The organism is Streptomyces sp. NPDC059957 (genome assembly GCF_042730015.1).
In the GTDB taxonomy this organism is placed as follows: domain Bacteria; phylum Actinomycetota; class Actinomycetes; order Streptomycetales; family Streptomycetaceae; genus Streptomyces.
Genome location: NZ_JBHWMB010000041.1, coordinates 1 through 18905, shown reverse-complemented (window position 1 = coordinate 18905; position 18905 = coordinate 1). Strand labels below are relative to the sequence as shown.

Here is an 18905-nt window from a genome sequence, read left to right as displayed (position 1 = left end):
CGGCCGGGGTCCCCACCGCGTTGGGGGTTGGCTCCGTCTCACGCCGCCGACCCCGGGGTCGCGGTGTGGGCACCCCGCAGCAGCCGGGCCTCCGCCGCGCCCAGGTCGTAGTGCGGATAGCGGTCGCGCACGCTCGCCCGGGCCAGGAACTGCTCCAGGGAGCGCGGGAGTCCGCCGTCCTCGCGGCGGGTTCCGCGGCTCGTGTGGCGGCTCATGACTCGGCCGACGTGTCGAGCAGCCGGGCGAGCCGCCGCTGGGCCTGGCCGAGTTGAGAGCGGACCGTGGCCTCGTCCACACCCATGATCGTGGCGGCTTCGCCGGGGGTGCACTGGAGCCCGTACCGCAACAGCACGGCGTCGCGCTGCCGTTCGGCGAGCCGGGAGACGGCGGAGTAGAAGCGGATGGTGTCGGTGAGCACCTCGTACTGGTCGGCTTCCGCGTGGGCCTCCTTGAGCGCCGCCTCGAAGGCACTGGTGTCCATCGGCTCCGGGCAGGTGCTGCGGGGGAACTGGCGGTCGATCAGACGCTGTTTGAGGACGGTCCACGCGTAGGCGTCGAGCCGGTCCATGTGCAGCATCCGCAGCCAGTCGGCCATGATCGAGTCGAAGGCGGCGTCGACGGCTTCCTCGGCCGCCGCATCCGAGCCCAGTTGCAGGTACGCGAACCGCATGTAGGCCGGGCGCCGGTCGGCGTGGAAGGCCCAGTACGACAGGCGCGCCGTCGAATCCCACTGACTCATGGGCGCCGGCCGCCGTCGTCGGCTCGGCAGACCCACGGCCCCGCCACCGGACTCCTCCGGAAGACCGCTGCCATCGCTCACCGCTCCACCCCATCCCGTGTGCGGGGCAAGGAAATCAGCGCGGGCGCACTCGGAGGGCGCAGAGATGAAAGCTGGAGGAATTACGTTCGGTGATGATCACGCGATGATCGATGTCGATCGCACGCGCGCTCAACCAGCGCAAACGCATATGCCATTCTCCCGTGCGTCCGTTTCGTTCCCCGTTCGTTCTCCGTCGGAGAGCACGGCGTGTGACCATCCCAAGATTCACTCGTTTGTCGGAGGGTGGGTACAACACAGCGATTCGGCTCCACCGCCGTGGAGCAGGCCGAGGCCGTCCTCGTCGAGCACTACCCCCAACTGGTACGGCTCGCCTACGTGACGCTCCCGGTCACCCTGGGCCGTCATACCCGGGTACTCCTCGCACACAAGGCGGTCCAGCGAGCACTCCCGCGCGGCGGGCGCGGCAGTACCCAGGCTCCGGCCGGGCCCGACGGGCTGGGCGGCCCCCTGACCGAGGTGCGCGTACGGGTCCTGCGCGCGAGCCTCGCCCCGTCCGGCCGGGCGCGTCTCGCCGCGGCCGGGCTCGGGTGGCCGCCGGCGCCGCCCTTCGTCTGGGGGCTGCGGTTGTGGCCCCCGGCGGGCGGGATCGACGAGCCCGCCCGGGCGCTGGGCGCGGCTCCGGGGCCGGTCCGGGCCGCGTTCGTCCTGCACGGCATGGACGGCCTGCCCGAGGAGGCGGTGGCCCGGCTGCTCGGGCAGGCCGGGGTGCCCGACCCGGCGGACGCCGTGCGGGAGGCGCTGGCCGCCTGGCGGGAGTGGGCGCCGGGGGAGGGGGCGGGGTCGGGACTCGGGCTCGGCCAGGGACAAGGCCAGGGCCAGGAGCTGGGCTCGCAGCCACCGGGAGGGTGGGGCGGTGCCGGTGCCGCCCCGCATGCGGGTACCCGTACCCGTGTCGGGGATGCGGCTGGGGAAACGCTCCTGCGGGGCCCGGACGGCGTCGGGTTCGATGCCGCCGTGGTCAGCGCCCGCCCCACCGACCTGCTGCGACGGCGCCGCCGGACCCGGGCCGGCTGGACCGCCGCGGCCGCGCTGGCCCTGGCCGCCGGGATCCTCGCGGCCGACGGGTCGCCGCCCCGACCGGAGGCCTCGCCGCTCGCCGGACCGGCCGTCGCCGGGGCACTGGACCCGGCCCGGCTGGTCCGCGTTCCCGCCGAGGCCTGGGCGGACACCGCCCGCGTCGACTTCACCGCCTGGCCCGCCCGCGGCGCCCGTACCGCCGACCGGGGCCTGCTCGCCCGCGCGCTGGCGGCCTGGGCCGCCCGGCCCCGGGAGGTGGCGGTGACGGCCGCGCCGGGGACGGTCACCGACGCACCGCTGCGCGCGCCGCAGCTCCTGTACGCGGGCGACGTCGCCGGGCGGGCCGTCGTGCTGCTGCTCGACGGGGACCGGGTGGTGCGCTACGCCGAAGCTGCCGACGGGCCACGCGGGCGGGAGCTCGCGTTCGCCCGTACCGACGAGGCGAACGTGACCACCGCCGCCGCGCTGACCCTGAGCCGCTCCACCGGGAACGGGAGCGGGAGCGGGAACGGGAACGGGAACACGAAGGGTGCCACGGACGGGGGCCGGGCCAGGTACCTGCTCGCGCCGTGGATCGCCCGGGCGGCCGCCCGCGACCTGCTCCGGACGGGGGCGGATGCCGGCCCGCTGGCCGTCTCCGCCGACGGGGTCACCGAGGAGACCGCGGTGCCGCGCATGGACGGCGCCGGCGGCGGTGCCTGCGCGGCGTGGCCCGTGCTGGAGCTGACCTCCTCCGCCCGCATCGTGGAGAAGCACGCCTTCGTCCTCGCCGACCTGGGTGGGCTGACCCCCGTACACCTGACCTACACGCCGCCGCCCGACGGTCCCGGGGCGGTGGCCGCACGCCAGCCGCGCGAGGCCACCGGTCCGGCGGCGCGGGCGGCGTGGGCCCCGGTCGCCTGCCGGCTTCGGGAGCACCGGTCCGGCGGGGTACGGGCCGTCAACGTCTGGGACTTCGCCGGCTCCGAACTCCCCGACGGCGCGGGCCGGGCCGTCTGGACCTGCACCCGGGCCTCCGGTTGGGCAGGCCCGGGTGACGTCCTGGTCCAGCTGCGCCTGCCCGCCGGACCCCCGCAGGACGTGGCACGGTCCCGCGGGACCGCCGCGTGCGGACGGTTCGGGCAGCACCTGCTCGCGGGCACCCGGTGGAGGTCGCCGGCCGGCCGCTGGTACCTGCTGGCGGCGGGCAGCCGGGAGGTCGCGGGCATCACGGCGGCCGGTGCCGTCCGCGCGGAGGCAGCCGGCCGGACCCTGACCGTCCCCGTCGCCGGGCCGCAGGGCCCCGCCGCCACCCTGACGGGCAGACTCGCGAGCGGCGGCCGGATCACCGCGATCGACGGCGCCCGGGGCGGCCGCGACTGACGGCGCACCGCCGGCGCCGTCCTGCGCGGCGCCGTCCACGGCCTGCGCGGCGCCGTCCACGGCCTCCGCGGACGGTGCCGCGCACGGGTGGACGGCGGTTCGGGGGCTGCCCGGCCCGCTGTACCATGGCCGCAGCGCGAGGGCCGTGACGGAGTGGTCACAGTCCTCGCTTTTGCTTTGCACCCCTCAGTTCTGCGCTGTACCCCCAGTCCACCCCGAAGAAATGCGGGGCGTGGCGTTTCGGCGGTTCGATACGATGAACCGCACGTCACGTCGTACCGGCATATACGAAATGGAGCATCCGAGGATGGCTCGACACCTGATCACCAGCGCGCTTCCCTACATCAACGGGATCAAGCACCTGGGCAACATGGTCGGGTCGATGCTTCCGGCGGATGTGTACTCCCGGTACCTCCGCCAGCGCGGCCACGACGTCCTCTACATCTGCGCCACCGACGAGCACGGCACCCCCGCCGAGCTCGCCGCGAAGGCGGCCGGCCTCTCGGTCGCCGAGTTCTGCGCGCAGGCCCATGACGCCCAGAAGGCGGTCTACGACGGCTTCGAGCTGTCCTTCGACTACTTCGGCCGCAGCTCCTCGGAGCAGAACCGCGAGATCACCCAGCACTTCGCGCGCCAGCTCGAGAAGAACGGCTTCATCGAGGAGCGCGCGATCCGGCAGGTCTACTCGCCGGTCGACGGCCGCTTCCTGCCGGACCGCTACGTGGAGGGCACCTGCCCGCACTGCGGCTACGACAAGGCCCGCGGCGACCAGTGCGAGAACTGCACCCGCGTCCTGGACCCCACGGACCTGATCGAGCCCCGCTCGGCCATCTCCGGCTCCACCGAGCTGGAGGTCCGCGAGACCAAGCACCTCTTCCTCCTCCAGTCCAAGCTGCAGGTCGAGGTCGAGGCCTGGGTCGCGGAGCACGAGGAGGAGTGGCCGCAGCTCGCGTCCTCCATCGCCCGCAAGTGGCTGACCGAGGGCCTGCACGACCGCGCCATCACGCGTGACCTCGACTGGGGCGTCCCGGTCCCCGCCGATACGTGGCCCGAACTGGCCGCCGACGGCAAGGTGTTCTACGTCTGGTTCGACGCCCCGATCGAGTACATCGCCTCGACCAAGGAGTGGGCGGACGCCGACCCGGCGAACCGCGACTACAAGTCCTGGTGGTACGAGGCCGAGGACGTCCGTTACACCCAGTTCATGGCCAAGGACAACGTCCCGTTCCACACGGTGATGTTCCCCGCCACCGAGCTCGGCGTCCGCGAGCCGTGGAAGATGGTCGACTACGTCAAGGCCTTCAACTGGCTGACGTACTACGGCGGAAAGTTCTCCACCTCGCAGAAGCGCGGCGTCTTCACCGACCAGGCGCTGGAGATCCTCCCGGCCGACTTCTGGCGCTACTTCCTCATCGCCAACGCGCCCGAGTCCGACGACTCCTCCTTCACGTGGGAGCACTTCGCCGCCACGGTGAACAAGGACCTCGGCGGCACGCTGGGCAACTTCGTCAACCGCGTACTGACCTTCTCCCGCAAGAAGTTCGGCGACGACGTCCCCGCCGGCAGCCCCGCGGGCGAGGTCGAGGCCAAGCTGGGCGTGCAGATCGCCGAACTGCTGGCCGAGTACGAGGGCCACATGGACACCCTCCAGTACCGCAAGGCCGCGGCCGCGCTGCGCGCCCTGTGGTCCGCCGGAAACTCCTACCTCGACGAGAAGGCCCCCTGGACGGAGGTCAAGACCGACCTGGACGGCGCGGCGCTCACCCTGCGCACGGCGATGAACCTCATCCACCTCTACTCGGTGGTCTCCGAGCCGTTCATCCCGGCCTCGGCGCGCGCCATGCGCTCCGCGTTCGACCTCGCGGACGACACCGCCACCTGGGTCACCCCGGAGCAGGCCGCGTCCCTCGACGCGGTGCCGGCGGGCACCCCGTTCACGGTTCCGGCGGTGCTCTTCCCGAGGGTCACCGAAGAGGACCTGGAGTCGTACCGCGAGCGCTTCGGCGGCAACCCGGAGGCTTAAGCCCAACCGGACCAGCCCAACCGGACCAGCCCGACCGGACCAGCCCGACCGGACCAGCCGGCCCGGACCGGTCCGACCGGCCTTCCAGACAGCAGCTCACGCAGGGGCGCGACTCTTCGGAGTCGCGCCCCTGCGCGCTTTCCTCACGGCCGGACACCGCCGAAGGCCCGCGTGTTGAAACGGGTCAGGGCGTGCTCCTCGCGCAGGGATTCCAGCCGCCGCAGCGCGTCCGCGCCGTAGAAGCCCTCCAGCAGCTCCGCGTCCAGCTCGTGGGAGCCGTACAGGTACGGGCGGCCCTTCGCCTGCGCGCAGGCCGCCAGCAGCTCGCGCAGCACCCTCCCGGTCTCGGCCACCGCGTGGGAGTCGGACTTCTCGATGGTGGTGAACACGCCGATCCCGTACTGGACCGGGGTGGCGAGGGCCGGTGCGAAGACGAACGACGTCGCCGCTTCGGGGCGCTTGATGACCAGGAAGTACAGGCTGATCAGGTTGTCCGCGAACGGGGACTCGCGGGTCAGTTCCTCCAGTGTCTTCGTGATTCCCTCGAAGCCCGCCTCGTCGAAGACGTAGTCGGCCCAGAGGTTCACGCGGGATTCGTCCTGGAGGACGGGCAGGAGGTGCTGGTCGACCTCCTGGTGCAGCAGCAGGGAGTAGTCGGGTGCGGGCAGCACGGTGCCCGGTTCGCGGGACTCCGCGGCTTCCGCGGCCTCCGCCGCGAAGGAGACCTGCGAGAACCAGGAGGCCCGGTCGTACATGCCGAAATAGCCGGAAACCGCGGGATCACCGGCGACACCCTTCATGAATTCCGCGAGTTCCGATATTCCCGTGTGCGGAATCCGGGAGACGGGTGTGACCGCCCGGTACGGCACGGTGCGGAGCACCGCGGTCTGGATGAAACCGACCTGGCCCAGGCCGCCCAGGGCGAACCGGAACAGCTCGGAATTCTCCGTTCGGGAGCAGGTGCGCGAGCGTCCCGTTCCGTCGATGAGATCGATCTCTTCCACTTGGTCGATCTGGAGTCCCGACCGCAGTGAACCGTGGCCGAAACCACCGATGGACAGCGTCCCGCCCACCGTGAGATTCAGATAGCTGGGCAGGACGGGATTGGCACGTCCGTGCCCGTTCAACCATTTCTCCAGCGCGTACCAGGTCATTCCGCTCGGAACTTCCACACGGTGTTCTTCACCCGTGAACCGCGGTTCCGCGTCCTCGCGGAAATTGTCCAGCACGGTTCCGGACGCGAGCGTCTGGGTGTTGCACGACCGGCCGGCGCCCCGTACCGCCGTGTCCTTGCCGGATGCGGCCGCCGCGGCGATGAGGTCGCCGATCTCTCCGTCCGCACCTTCCCGCACCACCTTTGCGGGGGTGATGGAGAGAGACCGCCCGAAATCGGTGCTGAATGAGATCATCGTGCGCCACCTTTCCCGGACTTTATCCGGGTTACGCCGCAGGGGCGGCTCCTGCCAATTGACCGGCAGGCTGCTGGAGTTGGAGAAGCCAGGGGAGACTAACACGACACCGGGCCCGCACCGGAAGGTCACGAACCGGTCGTAAAGGGGTCGCAAGACCTGGGCTATAGGGATGCTCCATGCGGGCTCTATCACCCCCTGTCACGCTTCTGGAAAGGTTGACCGCAGTGCGACTGATGGGCGGAGGTAACTGCTTTGCTTACACGCAGTGGAGAAAAGGACAGGTCGGAAATCCGGCAGGACTTCATCTCGGATTACGACGGTCTCGCCGATGAGTGGTGGGATCCCAGGGGGGCGCTCGCGCCACTGAGCTGGATCGCGAAGGCCCGCGCCGAATTCGTCCCCACCGCCCGGAACGAGCAGGCCGCCCTGCTCGACATCGCCTGTGGCGGGGGGCTGTTCGGCCCGCACGCGGCGGCCAAGGGCTACCGCACGGTCGGCGTCGACCTGTCGGAGATGTCGCTCCGCGAGGCGCTGCGCCACGGGTTCGACGAGGTCGTCCGGGCCGACGTGGCCGAACTGCCCTTCGAGGACGAGTCGTTCGACGTGGTCACCGCGGGGCAGTGCCTGGAGCACGTACCGGACCCCTACGCGGTGGTGGCGGAAGCATGCCGGGTCCTGCGACCCGGAGGCACGCTGATCGTCGACACCATCGCCGACACGCGGGTGGCCCGGCTGGTCTCCATCACCCTCGCCGAGAACCTCCCCCTCCCCGGCCGGCCGCCCCGCGGCACCCATGACCACCGGCTCTTCGTCAACCGCGACCGCCTGACCCGGGCAGCGCGGGAGAGCGGAGTCGAGCTCGAACTGCTCGGCCTGCGACCGCGGATGCGCGAGATGGCCCGCTTCGCGGCCGGCCGGATCGACGAGGTGAGCATGGTGCGCACGAAGTCCACGGCCGTGCTCTACCTGGGCGTGGGGTCGAAGACATGACCCTTCAGCAGCAGCCGGTGCAGTACGTCGCCGTGCGGAGCTGGGTGGCCGGCGCACGGCTCAAGACCCTGCCCGTCACCTTCGCCCCGCTCGCGGTGGGTCTCGCCATAGCCCACGAGGCCGGGACGGTCGACTGGTGGCACGCTGCCCTGACGGCCGTGCTCGTCCTGGGCTTCGTCCTGGGGACCAACTTCTTCAACGACTACAGCGACGGGATCCGGGGCGTCGACGACCACCGGGCGGGCCCGGCCCGGCTGGTGGGCTCGGGGCAGGCCACGCCCCGGCAGGTCTTCCGGCACGGGCTGGTCCTGTACGCCTTCGGGGCCCTCGCCGGGCTGGTCCTGGCCGTACTGGTCTCCTGGTGGGTGCTCGCGCTGACCGTGGCCCTCGCCCTCGGCGGCTGGTTCTACACCGGCGGCGCGCGGCCCTACGGCTACCGCGGGTTCGGCGAGATCAGCATCTTCCTCTACCACGGCGTGGTCTTCGTGTGCGCCCCCGCCGCCATCCAGCTCGGCCACGTGCCCCCGATCGCCCTCGCCGCGTCCGTGCCCCTCGGCTTCCTCGCCTGTGCGCTGCTGACCACGAACAACCTCCGCGACATCCCGACCGACGCGGCCGCGGGGAAGATCACCCTCGCGGTGCGGATGGGTGCCGGACCGACCCGGCAGTTCTACGCCCTCTGCATCGCCGCGGCCTTCGTGTTCGCCCTGCTCCTCGCCTCCACCCGGCCCGGGGCGTTCCTCGTCCTGGCCGCGGTCCCGGTCGCCGTCCGGCCCGCGCGCCGGGTGCTGAGCGGTGCGGCCGGCCGCGACCTGATTCCGGCGCTGGAGCACACCTGCCTGCTGCTGCTCGTGTTCGGGTCCCTGCAGGCGATCGGGCTGGCCCTGTGAACTCCATGAGGGAATCGACGGGACCCGACCACGAAGTCCTCGTCATCGGCGCGGGGTTCTCGGGCATCGGAGCCGCGCTCGGCCTGCGCCGGGCGGGCATCGACGACTTCGTCGTCCTGGAGGAACGGGACGACGTGGGCGGCAGCTGGTACGCCAACAAGTACCCCGGCGTCGCCGTGGACATCTCCGCCTTCTCCTACTCCTTCGCCGCCGAACCCTTCGCCTCCTGGTCCCGGGTCTTCCCGCCGGGAGAGGAACTGAAGGCGTACGCCGACCACTGCATCGACGCGTACGCCCTGCGGCCCCACCTGCGCTTCAACTCCAGGGTCGACCGTGCTTCCTACAGCGAATCGGCGCACCTGTGGAAGGTGGTGCTCGGCGACGGCACCTCGCTGACGGCGCGCTTCGTCATCTGCGCCACCGGGTGGCTCACCAAGCCCAAGACGCCGGCCATCGCCGGTCTCGACACCTTCAAGGGCGACCTCGTGCACACGGCGCAGTGGGACCAGTCCCTGGACCTGGACGGCAAACGGGTGGGGGTCATCGGCACCGGGGCCTCGGCGGTGCAGATCGTCCCGGAGATCGCCGACCGGACGGAGCAGCTCCACGTCTACCAGCGGACCCCCATCTGGCTGCTCCCGAAGCCGGACTTCGCGGTGCCGGAGCCCGTCCGCCGGCTCTTCCGCAAGGTTCCGGCGACGCAGCGCACGATCCGGCTGCTCACGGACGTCGTGACCGAGGTCAGCTTCGTGATCGCCATGGTCCACTACCGGCGCTTCCCCTTCCTGGCGAAGGCCGGGGAAGCGGCTTCGAAGCTCTACCTGCGGCGCCAGGTCAAGGGCGACCGCACACTGATGCGCAAGCTGACGCCCTCCTACCGGGTGGGCTGCAAGCGGCCGTCGCTGAGCAAGGGCTACTGGCGCGCCTTCACCCGCGAGAACGTCGAGCTCGTCACCGAGCCCATCGAGGAGATCACCCCGTCCGGCATCCGCACCACGGACGGCGAGGAACAGGACTTCGACGTGCTGATCCTGGCCACCGGGTTCCACGTCCTCGACAACCTGCCCCCGTTCCCACTGCGCGGCCAAGGGGGCCGGGACCTCAAGGAGTTCTGGAAGACCGAGCGGTTCCAGACGTACGAGGGCACGTCGGTCAAGGGCTATCCGAACCTGTGGTTCATCGTCGGCCCCTACTCCTTCACCGGCGGGTCCTGGTTCGGAATGATCGACTACCAGGTGACCCACGCCCTGCGGGTGATCGGCGAAGCCCGCCGCCGCCGTGCCACGGAAGTGGCCGTCCGTCCGGAGAAGCACGACGGCTCCTTCCGCAGGAACCTGCGCCGCATGCGCAACACCGTCTTCCTTGACCCGAGTTGCCAGGGAACGAACAGCTACTACCTCGACGAGCACGGGGACGCGCCGGCCGTCCGCCCCGCCTCCACCTACGAAGCGGCCTGGCGGGCCCGGCACTTCGACCTGGACGACTACAGCTACGAACGATGACCCGGCGGCCGCCCGGCCGCAGGAAACACCCATGCCTGGGAGGCAGTTGTGACGCGTTTGAGTGAGGTGCGCGGAAAGGACCGCGCGCTGTGCTTCCTGTACGGGGCGTCCGCCCTGATCGGTCTGTGCGTCATGGGGACGATGGCGGTCACCTTCGTCGTGCAGAACGCAGACGCCGGTGCGATGGGGGTCGTGGAGAACTTCCTCCGCGACTCGACAACCAATCTGGCGTCCCAGTTCGTCTACATGGACCTGGTACTCGTCTGGGCGGCCGTCGGTGCGTACATGATCGTGGAGGGCCGGCGGTTCGGCATCCGGCACGTGTGGGCGTACATCGTCGGGGCCCCGGCGATCGCCCTGATCGTGACCTACGGACTCTTCATGCTCGTGCGCCAGCTGAAGATCGCGGCCCTGCGGGAAGCCGAGGGGGAGCGCGGGAACGCCGAACGGTCCTTTGCGGCCGAAGAGTTCGCCGACGTATCCGCCCTGCGTCCCACGGCGACGACGGCCACGCAATGAGTGACGGGACGGCCCGCAAGGTGGCCGTGGTGACCGGCGCGGCCGGCGGCATCGGTTCGGCCGTGGTCCGGCTGCTCGCCGAGCAGGGCCGGGTGGTCGCCGCCGTGGACCTGGACAACGTGCAGTTGTGGGAAACGGTCGAGAAGCTCGCCGCCGAAGGCCTGTCCGTACGGGGCCACCCGGCGGACGTGACCTCCAGCGCCGACGTCGAAGCCGTGATCGAGGCGGTGGAGGAGCAACTGGGGCCCATCGACTACCTGGTGAACGCCGCCGGGGTGCTCCGCCTCGGAGAGGTCACGGACCTGAGCGACCAGGACTGGTACCTCACCTTCGCGGTCAACGCGAACGGGGTCTTCTTCGTGTCCCGCGCGGTGGTCGGCCGCATGATGGCGCGCCGCAGGGGCTCGATCGTCACGGTCGCGTCGAACGCCGCGAGCACCGCCCGCTCGCACATGGCCGCCTACGCCGCCTCCAAGGCGGCGGCGATCGCCTTCACCAAGAGCATGGGCCTGGAAGCCGCCCGGTACGGCGTCCGCTGCAACGTGGTCGCCCCCGGCTCCACGGACACCCTGATGCTGCACGGCATGCACCCCGACGGGAGTGCGGTCGCCGCCTCGGTGAAGGGGGACCCGGACGCCTACCGGACCGGCATACCGCTGGGAAAGGTGGCGAGCACGCAGGACGTCGCCCACGCCGTCCTCTTCCTGCTGTCCGACGAGGCCGGGCACATCACCCTGCAGGGCCTCACCGTCGACGGCGGCGCGACCCTCGGGGTGTAGCCCCCTGCCGAACCCGCCGCCTGCCGAACCCACGCGCCTCCTACCCGCACCCGCTCCACCGCCGGCGCGGCCCCCGACCGGGTCCGCTCCGTCCACCGACCGCATCCCGAAAGGACCGGCCAGCGCATGGCAGGACTGCCTTCCATCGATCCCTACCCGATGCCCCTGCCCGGTGACTTCCCTCCGTCGGTGGTCGGCTGGCAGGTGGACCCGCGGCGTGCCGTACTGCTCGTCCACGACATGCAGGAGTACTTCCTCCGGCCGTTCGAGCAGGGAACCTCGCCCCGGGACCCCCTCGTGAGCAATGTGATCCTGCTGCGCGAACGCTGCGCCGAACTCGGCATCCCCGTCGCCTACACGGCACAGCCCGGCGGGATGACGACCGAGGAACGGGGCCTGCTCGCGGACTTCTGGGGCCCCGGAATGCGCACCGCGCCGGAGCACCGCCGACTCGTCGCGGGACTCGAACCGGCCCCGGGCGACTGGATGTTCACCAAGTGGCGCTACAGCGCCTTCTTCAACTCCGGCCTGCAGGAACGGATGCGGTCCGAAGGCCGCGACCAGCTCGTCATCTGCGGGGTCTACGCGCACGTGGGGGTCCTGATGACGGTCGTGGACGCCTTCACGCGGGACATCCAGCCCTTCCTGGTGGGCGACGCCGTCGCGGACTTCTCCGCCTCCTACCACCGGATCGCCCTGACGTACGCGGCCGAGCGGGCAGCCGCCGTCGTCACCACGGCCTCCCTGTGCGAGGCGCTCGCCGCCGTACCCACAGGGGAGCGGCGGTGACCGGGACCGGCCGGACCGCGGCCGGTACGGGCACCACCGCGGACCCGGACCTCCTCGCCCGGGTCCTGGACGGCTCCGTGGGGGCCTTCGCCCTGCTGTACCGCCCGGAATCCACGGCTCCGGGAACCCTGGAAGTACTGCTGGGCCATACGGCCACCTGCGCCACGCTGGCCGACCTCCCGCTCACGGAGCCCAGGGTGCCCGCGGACCCCAAGGGCCACGACACGGCCCCCACCGCCCCGGCCGGCGGGGGCGAGCTACTCGCCCTGGTGCCGTACCGGCAGATCACCGAGCGCGGGTACGCCGCCCTCGACGACGGCGAGCCGCTGATCGCGCTGACCGTCACCGACCGGCAGAACCTCCCGCTCGCCACGGCCCTGCGCCGGCTGCCCGACGATCCGGTCAAGGTCGAAGCCGAGGAGTTCGACCTCTCGGACGAGGCGTACGCGGACCTCGTGCGCCGGGTGGTCGCCGACGAGATCGGCAGCGGCGAAGGCGCGAACTTCGTGATCAAGAGGACGTTCACGGCCTGGCTGCCGGACTGCTCGGTCGTCGGCGCCCTGTCCTTCTTCCGCCGCCTCCTCGAACGGGAGGCAGGGGCCTACTGGACCTTCCTCGTCCACACCGGCGACCGGATGCTCATCGGTGCCACCCCCGAACGCCACATCAGCGTCCGGGGCGGCACCGCGGTGATGAACCCCATCAGCGGCACCTACTGCTACCCCCCGGACGGCCCCACCCTCGACGGCGTCCTGGCGTTCCTGACGGACCGGAAGGAAGCCGACGAGCTGTACATGGTCGTCGACGAGGAGCTGAAGATGATGTCCCGCCTCTGCCGGTCCGGCGGGCGGCTCATCGGCCCCTACCTCAAGGAGATGACCCGGCTCGCGCACACCGAGTACCTCATCGAGGGCAGCACCGACCTGGACGTCCGCGACATCCTCCGGGAGACCCTGTTCGCCCCGACGGTGACCGGCGCACCGCTGGAGAACGCCGCCCGGGTGATCAGCCGCCACGAGACCACCGGACGCGGCTACTACAGCGGCGTCGCCGCGCTCATCGGGAGCGACGCCTCGGGCGCCCGGAGCCTGGACTCCGCCATCCTGATCCGCACGGCGGACATCGCCGTCGACGGCCGGCTGCGCCTCGGCGTCGGAGCCACGCTGGTACGCCACTCCGACCCCGAAGCCGAGGCGCGCGAGACCCGGGCCAAGGCGGCCGGGCTGCTCGCGGCCCTGACCGGCCCCGCCGCCAACCGCTTCGCCGGCCATCCCGAGGTCCGCGCCGCACTCGCCCTGCGCAACGAGAGCGTCGCCGGGTTCTGGCTGGACGACCCGGGCGGCCGGAACGGGCCCGCCGCCGAACTGGCGGGGCGCCGGGTCCTCGTCGTCGACGCCGAGGACACCTTCACGGCGATGCTCGCCCAGCTGATCGGCTCCCTCGGCGCGGAGGTCACCGTACGGCGGTTCGACGAGCCCTACGACACCGCGGCGCACGACCTGGTGGTCCTGGGCCCCGGACCGGGCGACCCCGGAAACCTCGCGCACCCGAAGATCGCGCACCTCAGGGCCGAGGTGTCCCGGCTGCTCGCGGGGGAGCGGCCCTTCCTGGGGGTGTGCCTGAGCCACCAGGTGCTGAGCGGGTTCCTCGGTCTCGGCCTGGTCCGCCGCGAGACACCCAACCAGGGCGTGCAGCGCGAGATCGACCTGCTGGGCGGGCGCGAACGGGTGGGCTTCTACAACACGTTCGCCGCCCGCGCCGAGGCCGACGTCCTCGACCATCCCGAGTACGGCCGGGTGACCGTGAGCCGGGACCGGGACACCGGAGAAGTGCACGCCCTGGGGGGCCGGCACTTCGCCTCCGTGCAGTTCCACGCGGAGTCCGTCCTGACCCAGGAGGGCCGGCGGATCCTCGGCTCGCTGCTCAGCGGGTTGCTGCGGCCGTGAACGCGAACGTGACCACCGGCGAGGCCGCCCGCGCGCGCAAGCACGATGCCGCGGTCACCGGACGAGAACGACCTGTACGAGCAAATGGCCCGGCCGCACGCGCCCGGCCCCTATGGGAGGAGACAGCGTGAACCGTCTGGATGTGAAGCCGAGGATCCGCCTCGAGGTACCGGGTCTGCTGGAGCGGGGGCGCAACCTGTCCACGCCGGCGCTGCGCGAGGCCGTCGAACGGCTGGCACCGCCCATGAACACCATCGCCGCCTACCACTTCGGCTGGATCGACGCCGAGGGCAACCCCTCGGACGGCGACGGCGGCAAAGCCCTCCGGTCCGCCCTCGCGCTGATCTCCGCCGAAGCCGCGGGCGCCCCGCCCGAGGCGGGAGTGACCGGGGCGGTCGCCGTCGAGCTCGTGCACAACTTCTCGCTGCTGCACGACGACTTCATGGACGGCGACGAGCAGCGCCGCCACCGCGACACGGTCTGGAAGGTGCACGGCCCGGCGCAGGCGATCCTGGTCGGCGACGCGCTGTTGGCGCTGGCCAGTGAGGTGCTGCTGGATCTGGGCACGGACGAGTCGACCCGCGCCACCCGCCGGCTGAACACCGCGACCCGCAAGCTGATCGACGGCCAGGCCCAGGACATGTCCTTCGAGCAGCGCGACCGGGTGACGGTCGCCGAATGCCTGGAGATGGAGGGCAACAAGACCGGTGCCCTGCTGGCCTGCGCCGTCTCCATAGGCGCCGTACTGGGCGGCGCCGACGACACGACCGCCGACGCCCTGGAGCGCTACGGATACCACCTCGGCCTCGCCTTCCAGGCCGTCGACGACCTGCTCGGCATCTGGGGGACGCCGGAAGAGACCGGCAAAGCGGCGTGGAGCGACCTCAAGCAGCGCAAGAAGTCGCTGCCGGTGTGCGCGGCGCTCCAGGCCGGCGGGCCGGCCGCGGAGCACCTCGCCGCGCTGCTCGCCGCCGACGCCGCAGCCGCCGCGGCCGCCGGAGCCACCGGTTCCGCGCCGGACGAGCTCTTCGACGAGGGGGATTTCGCGCTCCGGGCCGCCCTGATCGAGGAGGCCGGAGGCCGCTACTGGACCGTCGACGAGGCGAGGCGGCAGTACGACACGGCCCTCGAAGCCCTCGACACGGTGTTCCTGCCCGAAGATGTCCGCGAACAGCTCACCGCCCTGGCCGACTTCGTCGTCGTCCGGCGGCACTGACGGGAAGGTGGGCCGGCGTCGTCACATCGCGGCGCCCAGGGCCAGGAACCCGCAGATCAGCACGAAGAGGATGCCGAGCAACGGCCAGACGAAGCGCAGGTACTTGTCGTAGCCGACCTTGGCCAGTGCGACACCGCCGATGGTGACGGCCGTGGTGGGGACCCAGAGGTTCATCCAGCCGCTCGCCGACTGCCAGGCCGTCACCATCAGCGCGCGGGAGACGCCCGCGAAGTCGGCGAGCGGGGCCAGGATCGGCATGGTGAGCGTGGCGTGCCCGGAGGTGGAGGGGATCAGGAAGGCGAGCGGGAGGTTCACGAGGAAGACGATGATCGCGAAGATCCCGGACGAAGTCCCCTTCACCACACCCTCGATGGAGTGCAGCACGGTGTCGGTGATCTTCGAGTTGTTCATGATGACCGTGACCCCGCGCGCCAGCATGATGACCAGGGCGGGCGAGATGAAGTCGGCCGCGCCCTGGATGATCGTGGAGCTGAGCTTGGCCTCGCCCATCCGGGCGACCAGGCCGATCAGCACGGCCGCACAGATGAACAGCGCCGCCAACTGCGCGAAGGACCAGTCCAGTTCCCAGGCGTACGGGGTCGCGTCCGCGTCGCCGGTGAGCGCGCTCGACCAGGGCACCACCGAGAAGATCATGAAGGCGAAGACGAGGACCAGCAGGACCAGCACGGTCTTGTGCAGCCCGGTCAGCTCCGGTTCCACCTCGTCGGCGTCGGTGGCCTTCTGCTCCCGGTCCCCGGGCAGGAACCCGCAGATCGACTTGGAGGGGTCCTTCTGGACCCGTCGCGCGTACCGGATCACGTAGAGCACGGTCACGGTGGTCAGCACGATCCACATGAGGAACCGCAGCCCGATCCCGTCGCCGAGCGAGATGTCGGCCGCCGAGGAGGCCACACCGGTCGCGAACGGGTTCACCGTCGAGCAGAGCACGCCGACGCCCGCCCCGAGGATGGCGGCACCGACGGCGACCAGCCGGTCGTAGCCGAGGGCCAGCATCATCGGCACGAGCAGTCCGTAGAACCCGAGGGTCTCCTCCGCGAAGCCCTCCACGGTGCCCAGGATCGAGAAGACCACCATCACGGCCGCGATCAGCAGCGCCCCGCGGTCGCGCAGGCGGTGGGCGAGGCGGGCGATGCCGCGGTCGAGGGCCCCGGTGGCGAACACCACGGTGATGAAGGCGCCGATGGCGAGCACGAAGAGGAACACGCCCGCGCTGCCGTACAGATCACCGCTGAAGGTGGGGCCGACCTGGCCGGTCTTGGGGTCCTGGAGGCCGTAGAGCCCGTTGACGGGGGAGAGGAACAGGTCGTTCAGGCGATCGGTGAAGCTCTGGGTGCCGTCGACCCGGTGGTACGTGCCGGCGACGGGCGAGCCGCTGTCGTTGCGGTCGTACTGCCCGGCCGGGACGAGGAAGGCCAGCAGCCAGATGGCGACGGTGACGATGGCCAGGATGGTCAGCGCGCTGGGGAAGGAGAACTTCCGTGCGGGCGCGGGCTCCTCCGGCGGCTCCTGCACGGTCGGGATCTGGGGCGGGGCCGGGGGCGTGGTGGTCACTGTTCGCCTCCCGAGGACTTCGGGGCCCGGGCCGCGCCGAAGTCCGCCGCGTACTCCCGGACGAAGGCGGCCATCGCCACCACCGTGTTGCGCACCTCCGACAGCAGCACCCGCTCGTTCGGCGCGTGCAGATTGCACATGCTGTCCTGGGCGCCGAACAGCAGCACCTCCGCCCCCGGAGCCGCCCGCGCGAGGCCGTTCACCAGCGGGATGGAGCCGCCCGTGGCCACGTAGGAGGCCTCGGTGCCCCAGGCCTCCTTCAGCGCGGTCAGGGCCGCCCGGTACGCCGGCCCGCCCGTCCGCGCCTCGAAGCCGGGGCCGGTGTCGCCCGGGGTGACGGTGAGCGGGATCCCGAAGGGGCGCTGCGCGCGCAGGTGCTTCACGAGCGCGGTCCGGGCCTCCTTCGGGTCCTGGAGGGGGTGGAAGCGCAGGTTCAGCTTGGCCCGCGCGTACGGGACCACGGCGGAGGCGGCGCCCGCCACGTCCGGGGCGTCCAGCCCGATGACGGTCACGGCGGGTCCGCTCCACAGCCGCTCGCCGAGCGAGCCGGTGCCGATCAGCGGCATCCCGTCCCGGACGGAAGCCAGCTCGCGGAACTCCTCCTCGGTGTAGGTCGTCCCCTCCCAGGGTTCGCGGCGCAGCCCGGGCACCGCCACGTCCCCGTGCTCGTCGTGCAGGGTGGCCAGCGCCCGCAGCAGGACCAGCAGGGCGTCGGGGGCGGCTCCGCCGAACTCCCCGCTGTGCCGGGCCTCCGCGAGGGTGCGCACCTCCACCACGACCTCGCAGGCCCCGCGCAGACCGGTGGTCAGGGTCGGGGTGCCGGGCCGCAGGTTGCCGAGGTCGGCGATGACCATCGCGTCGCAGGCGAACCGGTCCGGATCGGTGGGCGGGTAGTCGTCGAAGGGGCTGCCGTACTCCTCCTGCCCCTCGATCACCAGCTTGATCCCGACGGGCGGGCGGCCGCCGTAGACCCGGAGCATGCCCAGGTGCGCGATCACGTTCGACTTGTCGTCGGCGATCCCGCGCGCCCGCAGGGCTCCGGGAACCCCGGGGACGGGGGTCGGCTCGAAGGGCGGGGAGAGCCACAAGGTGGGGTTGCCGGCGGGCTGGACGTCGTAGTGCCCGTACAGCAGGACGGTCGGTGCGTCCGGGTGCGGGGGCGGGATCTCGCCGTAGACGACCGGGGCGGTGTCGGGGAGGTCGATCCGCTCGATGGTGGGGACGCCCGCCTCGCGCAGCAGGGAGACGATCAGGTCGTGCGCCTCCAGGACCGGCTCCGCCGGGTATCCGGGGAAGGCGACCGAGGGTATGGAGGCGAGCCGTTCCAGGTCGGCCCGAAGGCCGTCCATCAGGGCGTCGACCTGTGCTTCGAGGGTCTGCGAGCCGTCCGCGTCCACCTGACACCGTCCCTGTGCTCCCCGGGGCGACCCTGCTGAGCTGCGGGATCGGGTTCTCCGATCATCGGCGGGGGGAGCGGGCCGCGCCGTGGCGGAGTGGGCCGTGTGGGTGAACGCCGGCCGCGGGGGTGCGGGGGAGAGGGCGCGTGGCGGCGCGGTGGGGTGGTGCGCTCCGGCACGCCCGCCGGTACGGATCCGGGCCGGGCGGCCGCCCGGCCCGGATCCGGTGTGGCCCGAAGTGGGCCGCCGAGGGCCGCCGTGGGCCGCCGAGGGCCGATCTTGACCTGTCCGGCGCGTATCGAACCACCGCCGTGATCGTTTCTTCAGGCATAGCCCCCATCCCTGCTGCTGAATCGGGAGAACGCGCGGTGACCGCTTGGCAGTACTTCGCCGGTGCCGGCCTGGTGGCGGCGCTCTGCCCGCTGCACGGTCACGTGGCGGTCGCAGGAGACGGCCACGGGCGCGGCGCCCGGGTCGACCTGTGCGTTCCGGCCGGGTCGCGGCCGAGGCCCCCCGCGGCGCGGCCCTCGGCATCGATGCCGGCCCCCGCTCCGGCCGTGCGGCCGACCGCCCGGGTGCTGCTGCCCGGGCCGGCCGCGCCGACGGTGCGCCACCCGGGGCAGGGGCCGCTCGACCCCGCGCCGCCCGGC

The 18905-nt window shown here is 71.9% G+C and carries 15 protein-coding genes and 1 pseudogene; 11 read left to right on the top strand and 5 right to left on the bottom strand.

Features of this window, described 5'->3' with window-relative positions:
- Positions 1-38: 38 nt before the first annotated feature.
- On the bottom strand, positions 39-215 hold the full coding sequence (locus ACFWBW_RS25555; RefSeq protein WP_385376585.1) for a hypothetical protein: 177 nt from the start codon (positions 213-215) through the stop codon (positions 39-41).
- The gene (locus tag ACFWBW_RS25550) at positions 212-739 is read right to left on the bottom strand and encodes a sigma-70 family RNA polymerase sigma factor (RefSeq protein WP_385376582.1); all 528 of its coding nucleotides are present in this window, start codon (positions 737-739) and stop codon (positions 212-214) included. The genes ACFWBW_RS25555 and ACFWBW_RS25550 overlap by 4 nt, the downstream gene beginning before the upstream one ends.
- A 324-nt stretch (positions 740-1063) precedes the next feature.
- On the opposite strand from ACFWBW_RS25550, the gene ACFWBW_RS25545 reads away from it, so the two are divergent.
- Together ACFWBW_RS25545 and metG are read left to right on the top strand one after the other, a co-directional pair.
- Complete coding sequence (locus ACFWBW_RS25545; protein WP_385376579.1) at positions 1064-3220, top strand: hypothetical protein; 2157 nt, start codon at positions 1064-1066, stop codon at positions 3218-3220.
- Between the two features lie 307 nt (positions 3221-3527).
- Positions 3528-5243 (top strand): methionine--tRNA ligase, encoded by a 1716-nt coding sequence (gene metG, locus ACFWBW_RS25540; RefSeq protein ID WP_385376576.1) that lies wholly within the window; start codon positions 3528-3530, stop codon positions 5241-5243.
- A 143-nt stretch (positions 5244-5386) separates the two neighbouring features.
- Here metG and ACFWBW_RS25535 read toward each other — a convergent pair whose 3' ends face one another.
- Positions 5387-6652 carry an FAD-binding protein gene (locus tag ACFWBW_RS25535; protein WP_385376573.1) on the bottom strand — a complete coding sequence of 422 codons (1266 nt, stop codon included), beginning with the start codon at positions 6650-6652 and terminating at the stop codon, positions 5387-5389.
- A gap of 255 nt (positions 6653-6907) precedes the next feature.
- Here ACFWBW_RS25535 and ubiG point away from each other — a divergent pair, with 255 nt between their 5' ends.
- The 8 genes from ubiG to ACFWBW_RS25495 all read left to right on the top strand — a co-directional run bounded on the left by ubiG (position 6908) and on the right by ACFWBW_RS25495 (position 15286).
- On the top strand, positions 6908-7645 hold the full coding sequence (ubiG, locus tag ACFWBW_RS25530) for a bifunctional 2-polyprenyl-6-hydroxyphenol methylase/3-demethylubiquinol 3-O-methyltransferase UbiG (RefSeq protein WP_385376570.1): 738 nt from the start codon (positions 6908-6910) through the stop codon (positions 7643-7645).
- Entirely contained in the window at positions 7642-8535 is an 894-nt protein-coding gene (locus tag ACFWBW_RS25525; RefSeq protein ID WP_385376567.1) for a 1,4-dihydroxy-2-naphthoate polyprenyltransferase, read from the top strand. The genes ubiG and ACFWBW_RS25525 overlap by 4 nt, the downstream gene beginning before the upstream one ends.
- A 5-nt stretch (positions 8536-8540) precedes the next feature.
- Positions 8541-10037 (top strand): flavin-containing monooxygenase, encoded by a 1497-nt coding sequence (locus ACFWBW_RS25520; RefSeq protein ID WP_385376564.1) that lies wholly within the window; start codon positions 8541-8543, stop codon positions 10035-10037.
- A 48-nt stretch (positions 10038-10085) separates the two neighbouring features.
- On the top strand, positions 10086-10556 hold the full coding sequence (locus tag ACFWBW_RS25515; protein WP_385376561.1) for a DUF2834 domain-containing protein: 471 nt from the start codon (positions 10086-10088) through the stop codon (positions 10554-10556).
- The gene (locus ACFWBW_RS25510; RefSeq protein ID WP_385376558.1) at positions 10553-11335 is read left to right on the top strand and encodes a 2,3-dihydro-2,3-dihydroxybenzoate dehydrogenase; all 783 of its coding nucleotides are present in this window, start codon (positions 10553-10555) and stop codon (positions 11333-11335) included. The genes ACFWBW_RS25515 and ACFWBW_RS25510 overlap by 4 nt, the downstream gene beginning before the upstream one ends.
- A 126-nt stretch (positions 11336-11461) precedes the next feature.
- A complete protein-coding gene (locus ACFWBW_RS25505) occupies positions 11462-12124 on the top strand; it encodes an isochorismatase family protein (protein WP_385376555.1) in 663 nt (220 codons plus the stop codon).
- A complete protein-coding gene (locus ACFWBW_RS25500) occupies positions 12121-14070 on the top strand; it encodes an anthranilate synthase family protein (RefSeq protein ID WP_385376552.1) in 1950 nt (649 codons plus the stop codon). Before ACFWBW_RS25505 ends, ACFWBW_RS25500 begins: the two co-directional genes overlap by 4 nt.
- A 112-nt stretch (positions 14071-14182) precedes the next feature.
- Positions 14183-15286, top strand: a complete 1104-nt coding sequence (locus ACFWBW_RS25495; RefSeq protein WP_385376549.1) for a polyprenyl synthetase family protein — start codon at positions 14183-14185, stop codon at positions 15284-15286.
- Between the two features lie 21 nt (positions 15287-15307).
- Here the strand turns inward: ACFWBW_RS25495 and ACFWBW_RS25490 are convergent, their stop codons facing one another.
- Both ACFWBW_RS25490 and ACFWBW_RS25485 read right to left on the bottom strand, forming a co-directional pair.
- Complete coding sequence (locus tag ACFWBW_RS25490; protein WP_385376702.1) at positions 15308-16828, bottom strand: YfcC family protein; 1521 nt, start codon at positions 16826-16828, stop codon at positions 15308-15310.
- Between the two features lie 26 nt (positions 16829-16854).
- Positions 16855-18255, bottom strand: coding sequence for a M20/M25/M40 family metallo-hydrolase (locus ACFWBW_RS25485; RefSeq protein ID WP_385376546.1), 1401 nt, complete (start codon positions 18253-18255; stop codon positions 16855-16857).
- Positions 18256-18623: 368 nt separating this feature from the next.
- Between ACFWBW_RS25485 and ACFWBW_RS25480 the strand changes: the two are divergent.
- A pseudogene (locus tag ACFWBW_RS25480) lies at positions 18624-18905 on the top strand (hypothetical protein); the annotation flags it as partial.

Coding starts and splice junctions, on each gene's coding strand:
- ACFWBW_RS25495 (WP_385376549.1), top strand. CDS start 14,183: ATGGGAGGAGACAGCGTGAACCGTCTGGATGTGAAGCCGAGGATCCGC.
- ACFWBW_RS25520 (WP_385376564.1), top strand. CDS start 8,541: ATGAGGGAATCGACGGGACCCGACCACGAAGTCCTCGTCATCGGCGCG.
- ACFWBW_RS25555 (WP_385376585.1), bottom strand. CDS start 215: ATGAGCCGCCACACGAGCCGCGGAACCCGCCGCGAGGACGGCGGACTC.
- ACFWBW_RS25525 (WP_385376567.1), top strand. CDS start 7,642: ATGACCCTTCAGCAGCAGCCGGTGCAGTACGTCGCCGTGCGGAGCTGG.
- ACFWBW_RS25535 (WP_385376573.1), bottom strand. CDS start 6,652: ATGATCTCATTCAGCACCGATTTCGGGCGGTCTCTCTCCATCACCCCC.
- metG (WP_385376576.1), top strand. CDS start 3,528: ATGGCTCGACACCTGATCACCAGCGCGCTTCCCTACATCAACGGGATC.
- ACFWBW_RS25510 (WP_385376558.1), top strand. CDS start 10,553: ATGAGTGACGGGACGGCCCGCAAGGTGGCCGTGGTGACCGGCGCGGCC.
- ACFWBW_RS25505 (WP_385376555.1), top strand. CDS start 11,462: ATGGCAGGACTGCCTTCCATCGATCCCTACCCGATGCCCCTGCCCGGT.
- ACFWBW_RS25550 (WP_385376582.1), bottom strand. CDS start 739: ATGAGTCAGTGGGATTCGACGGCGCGCCTGTCGTACTGGGCCTTCCAC.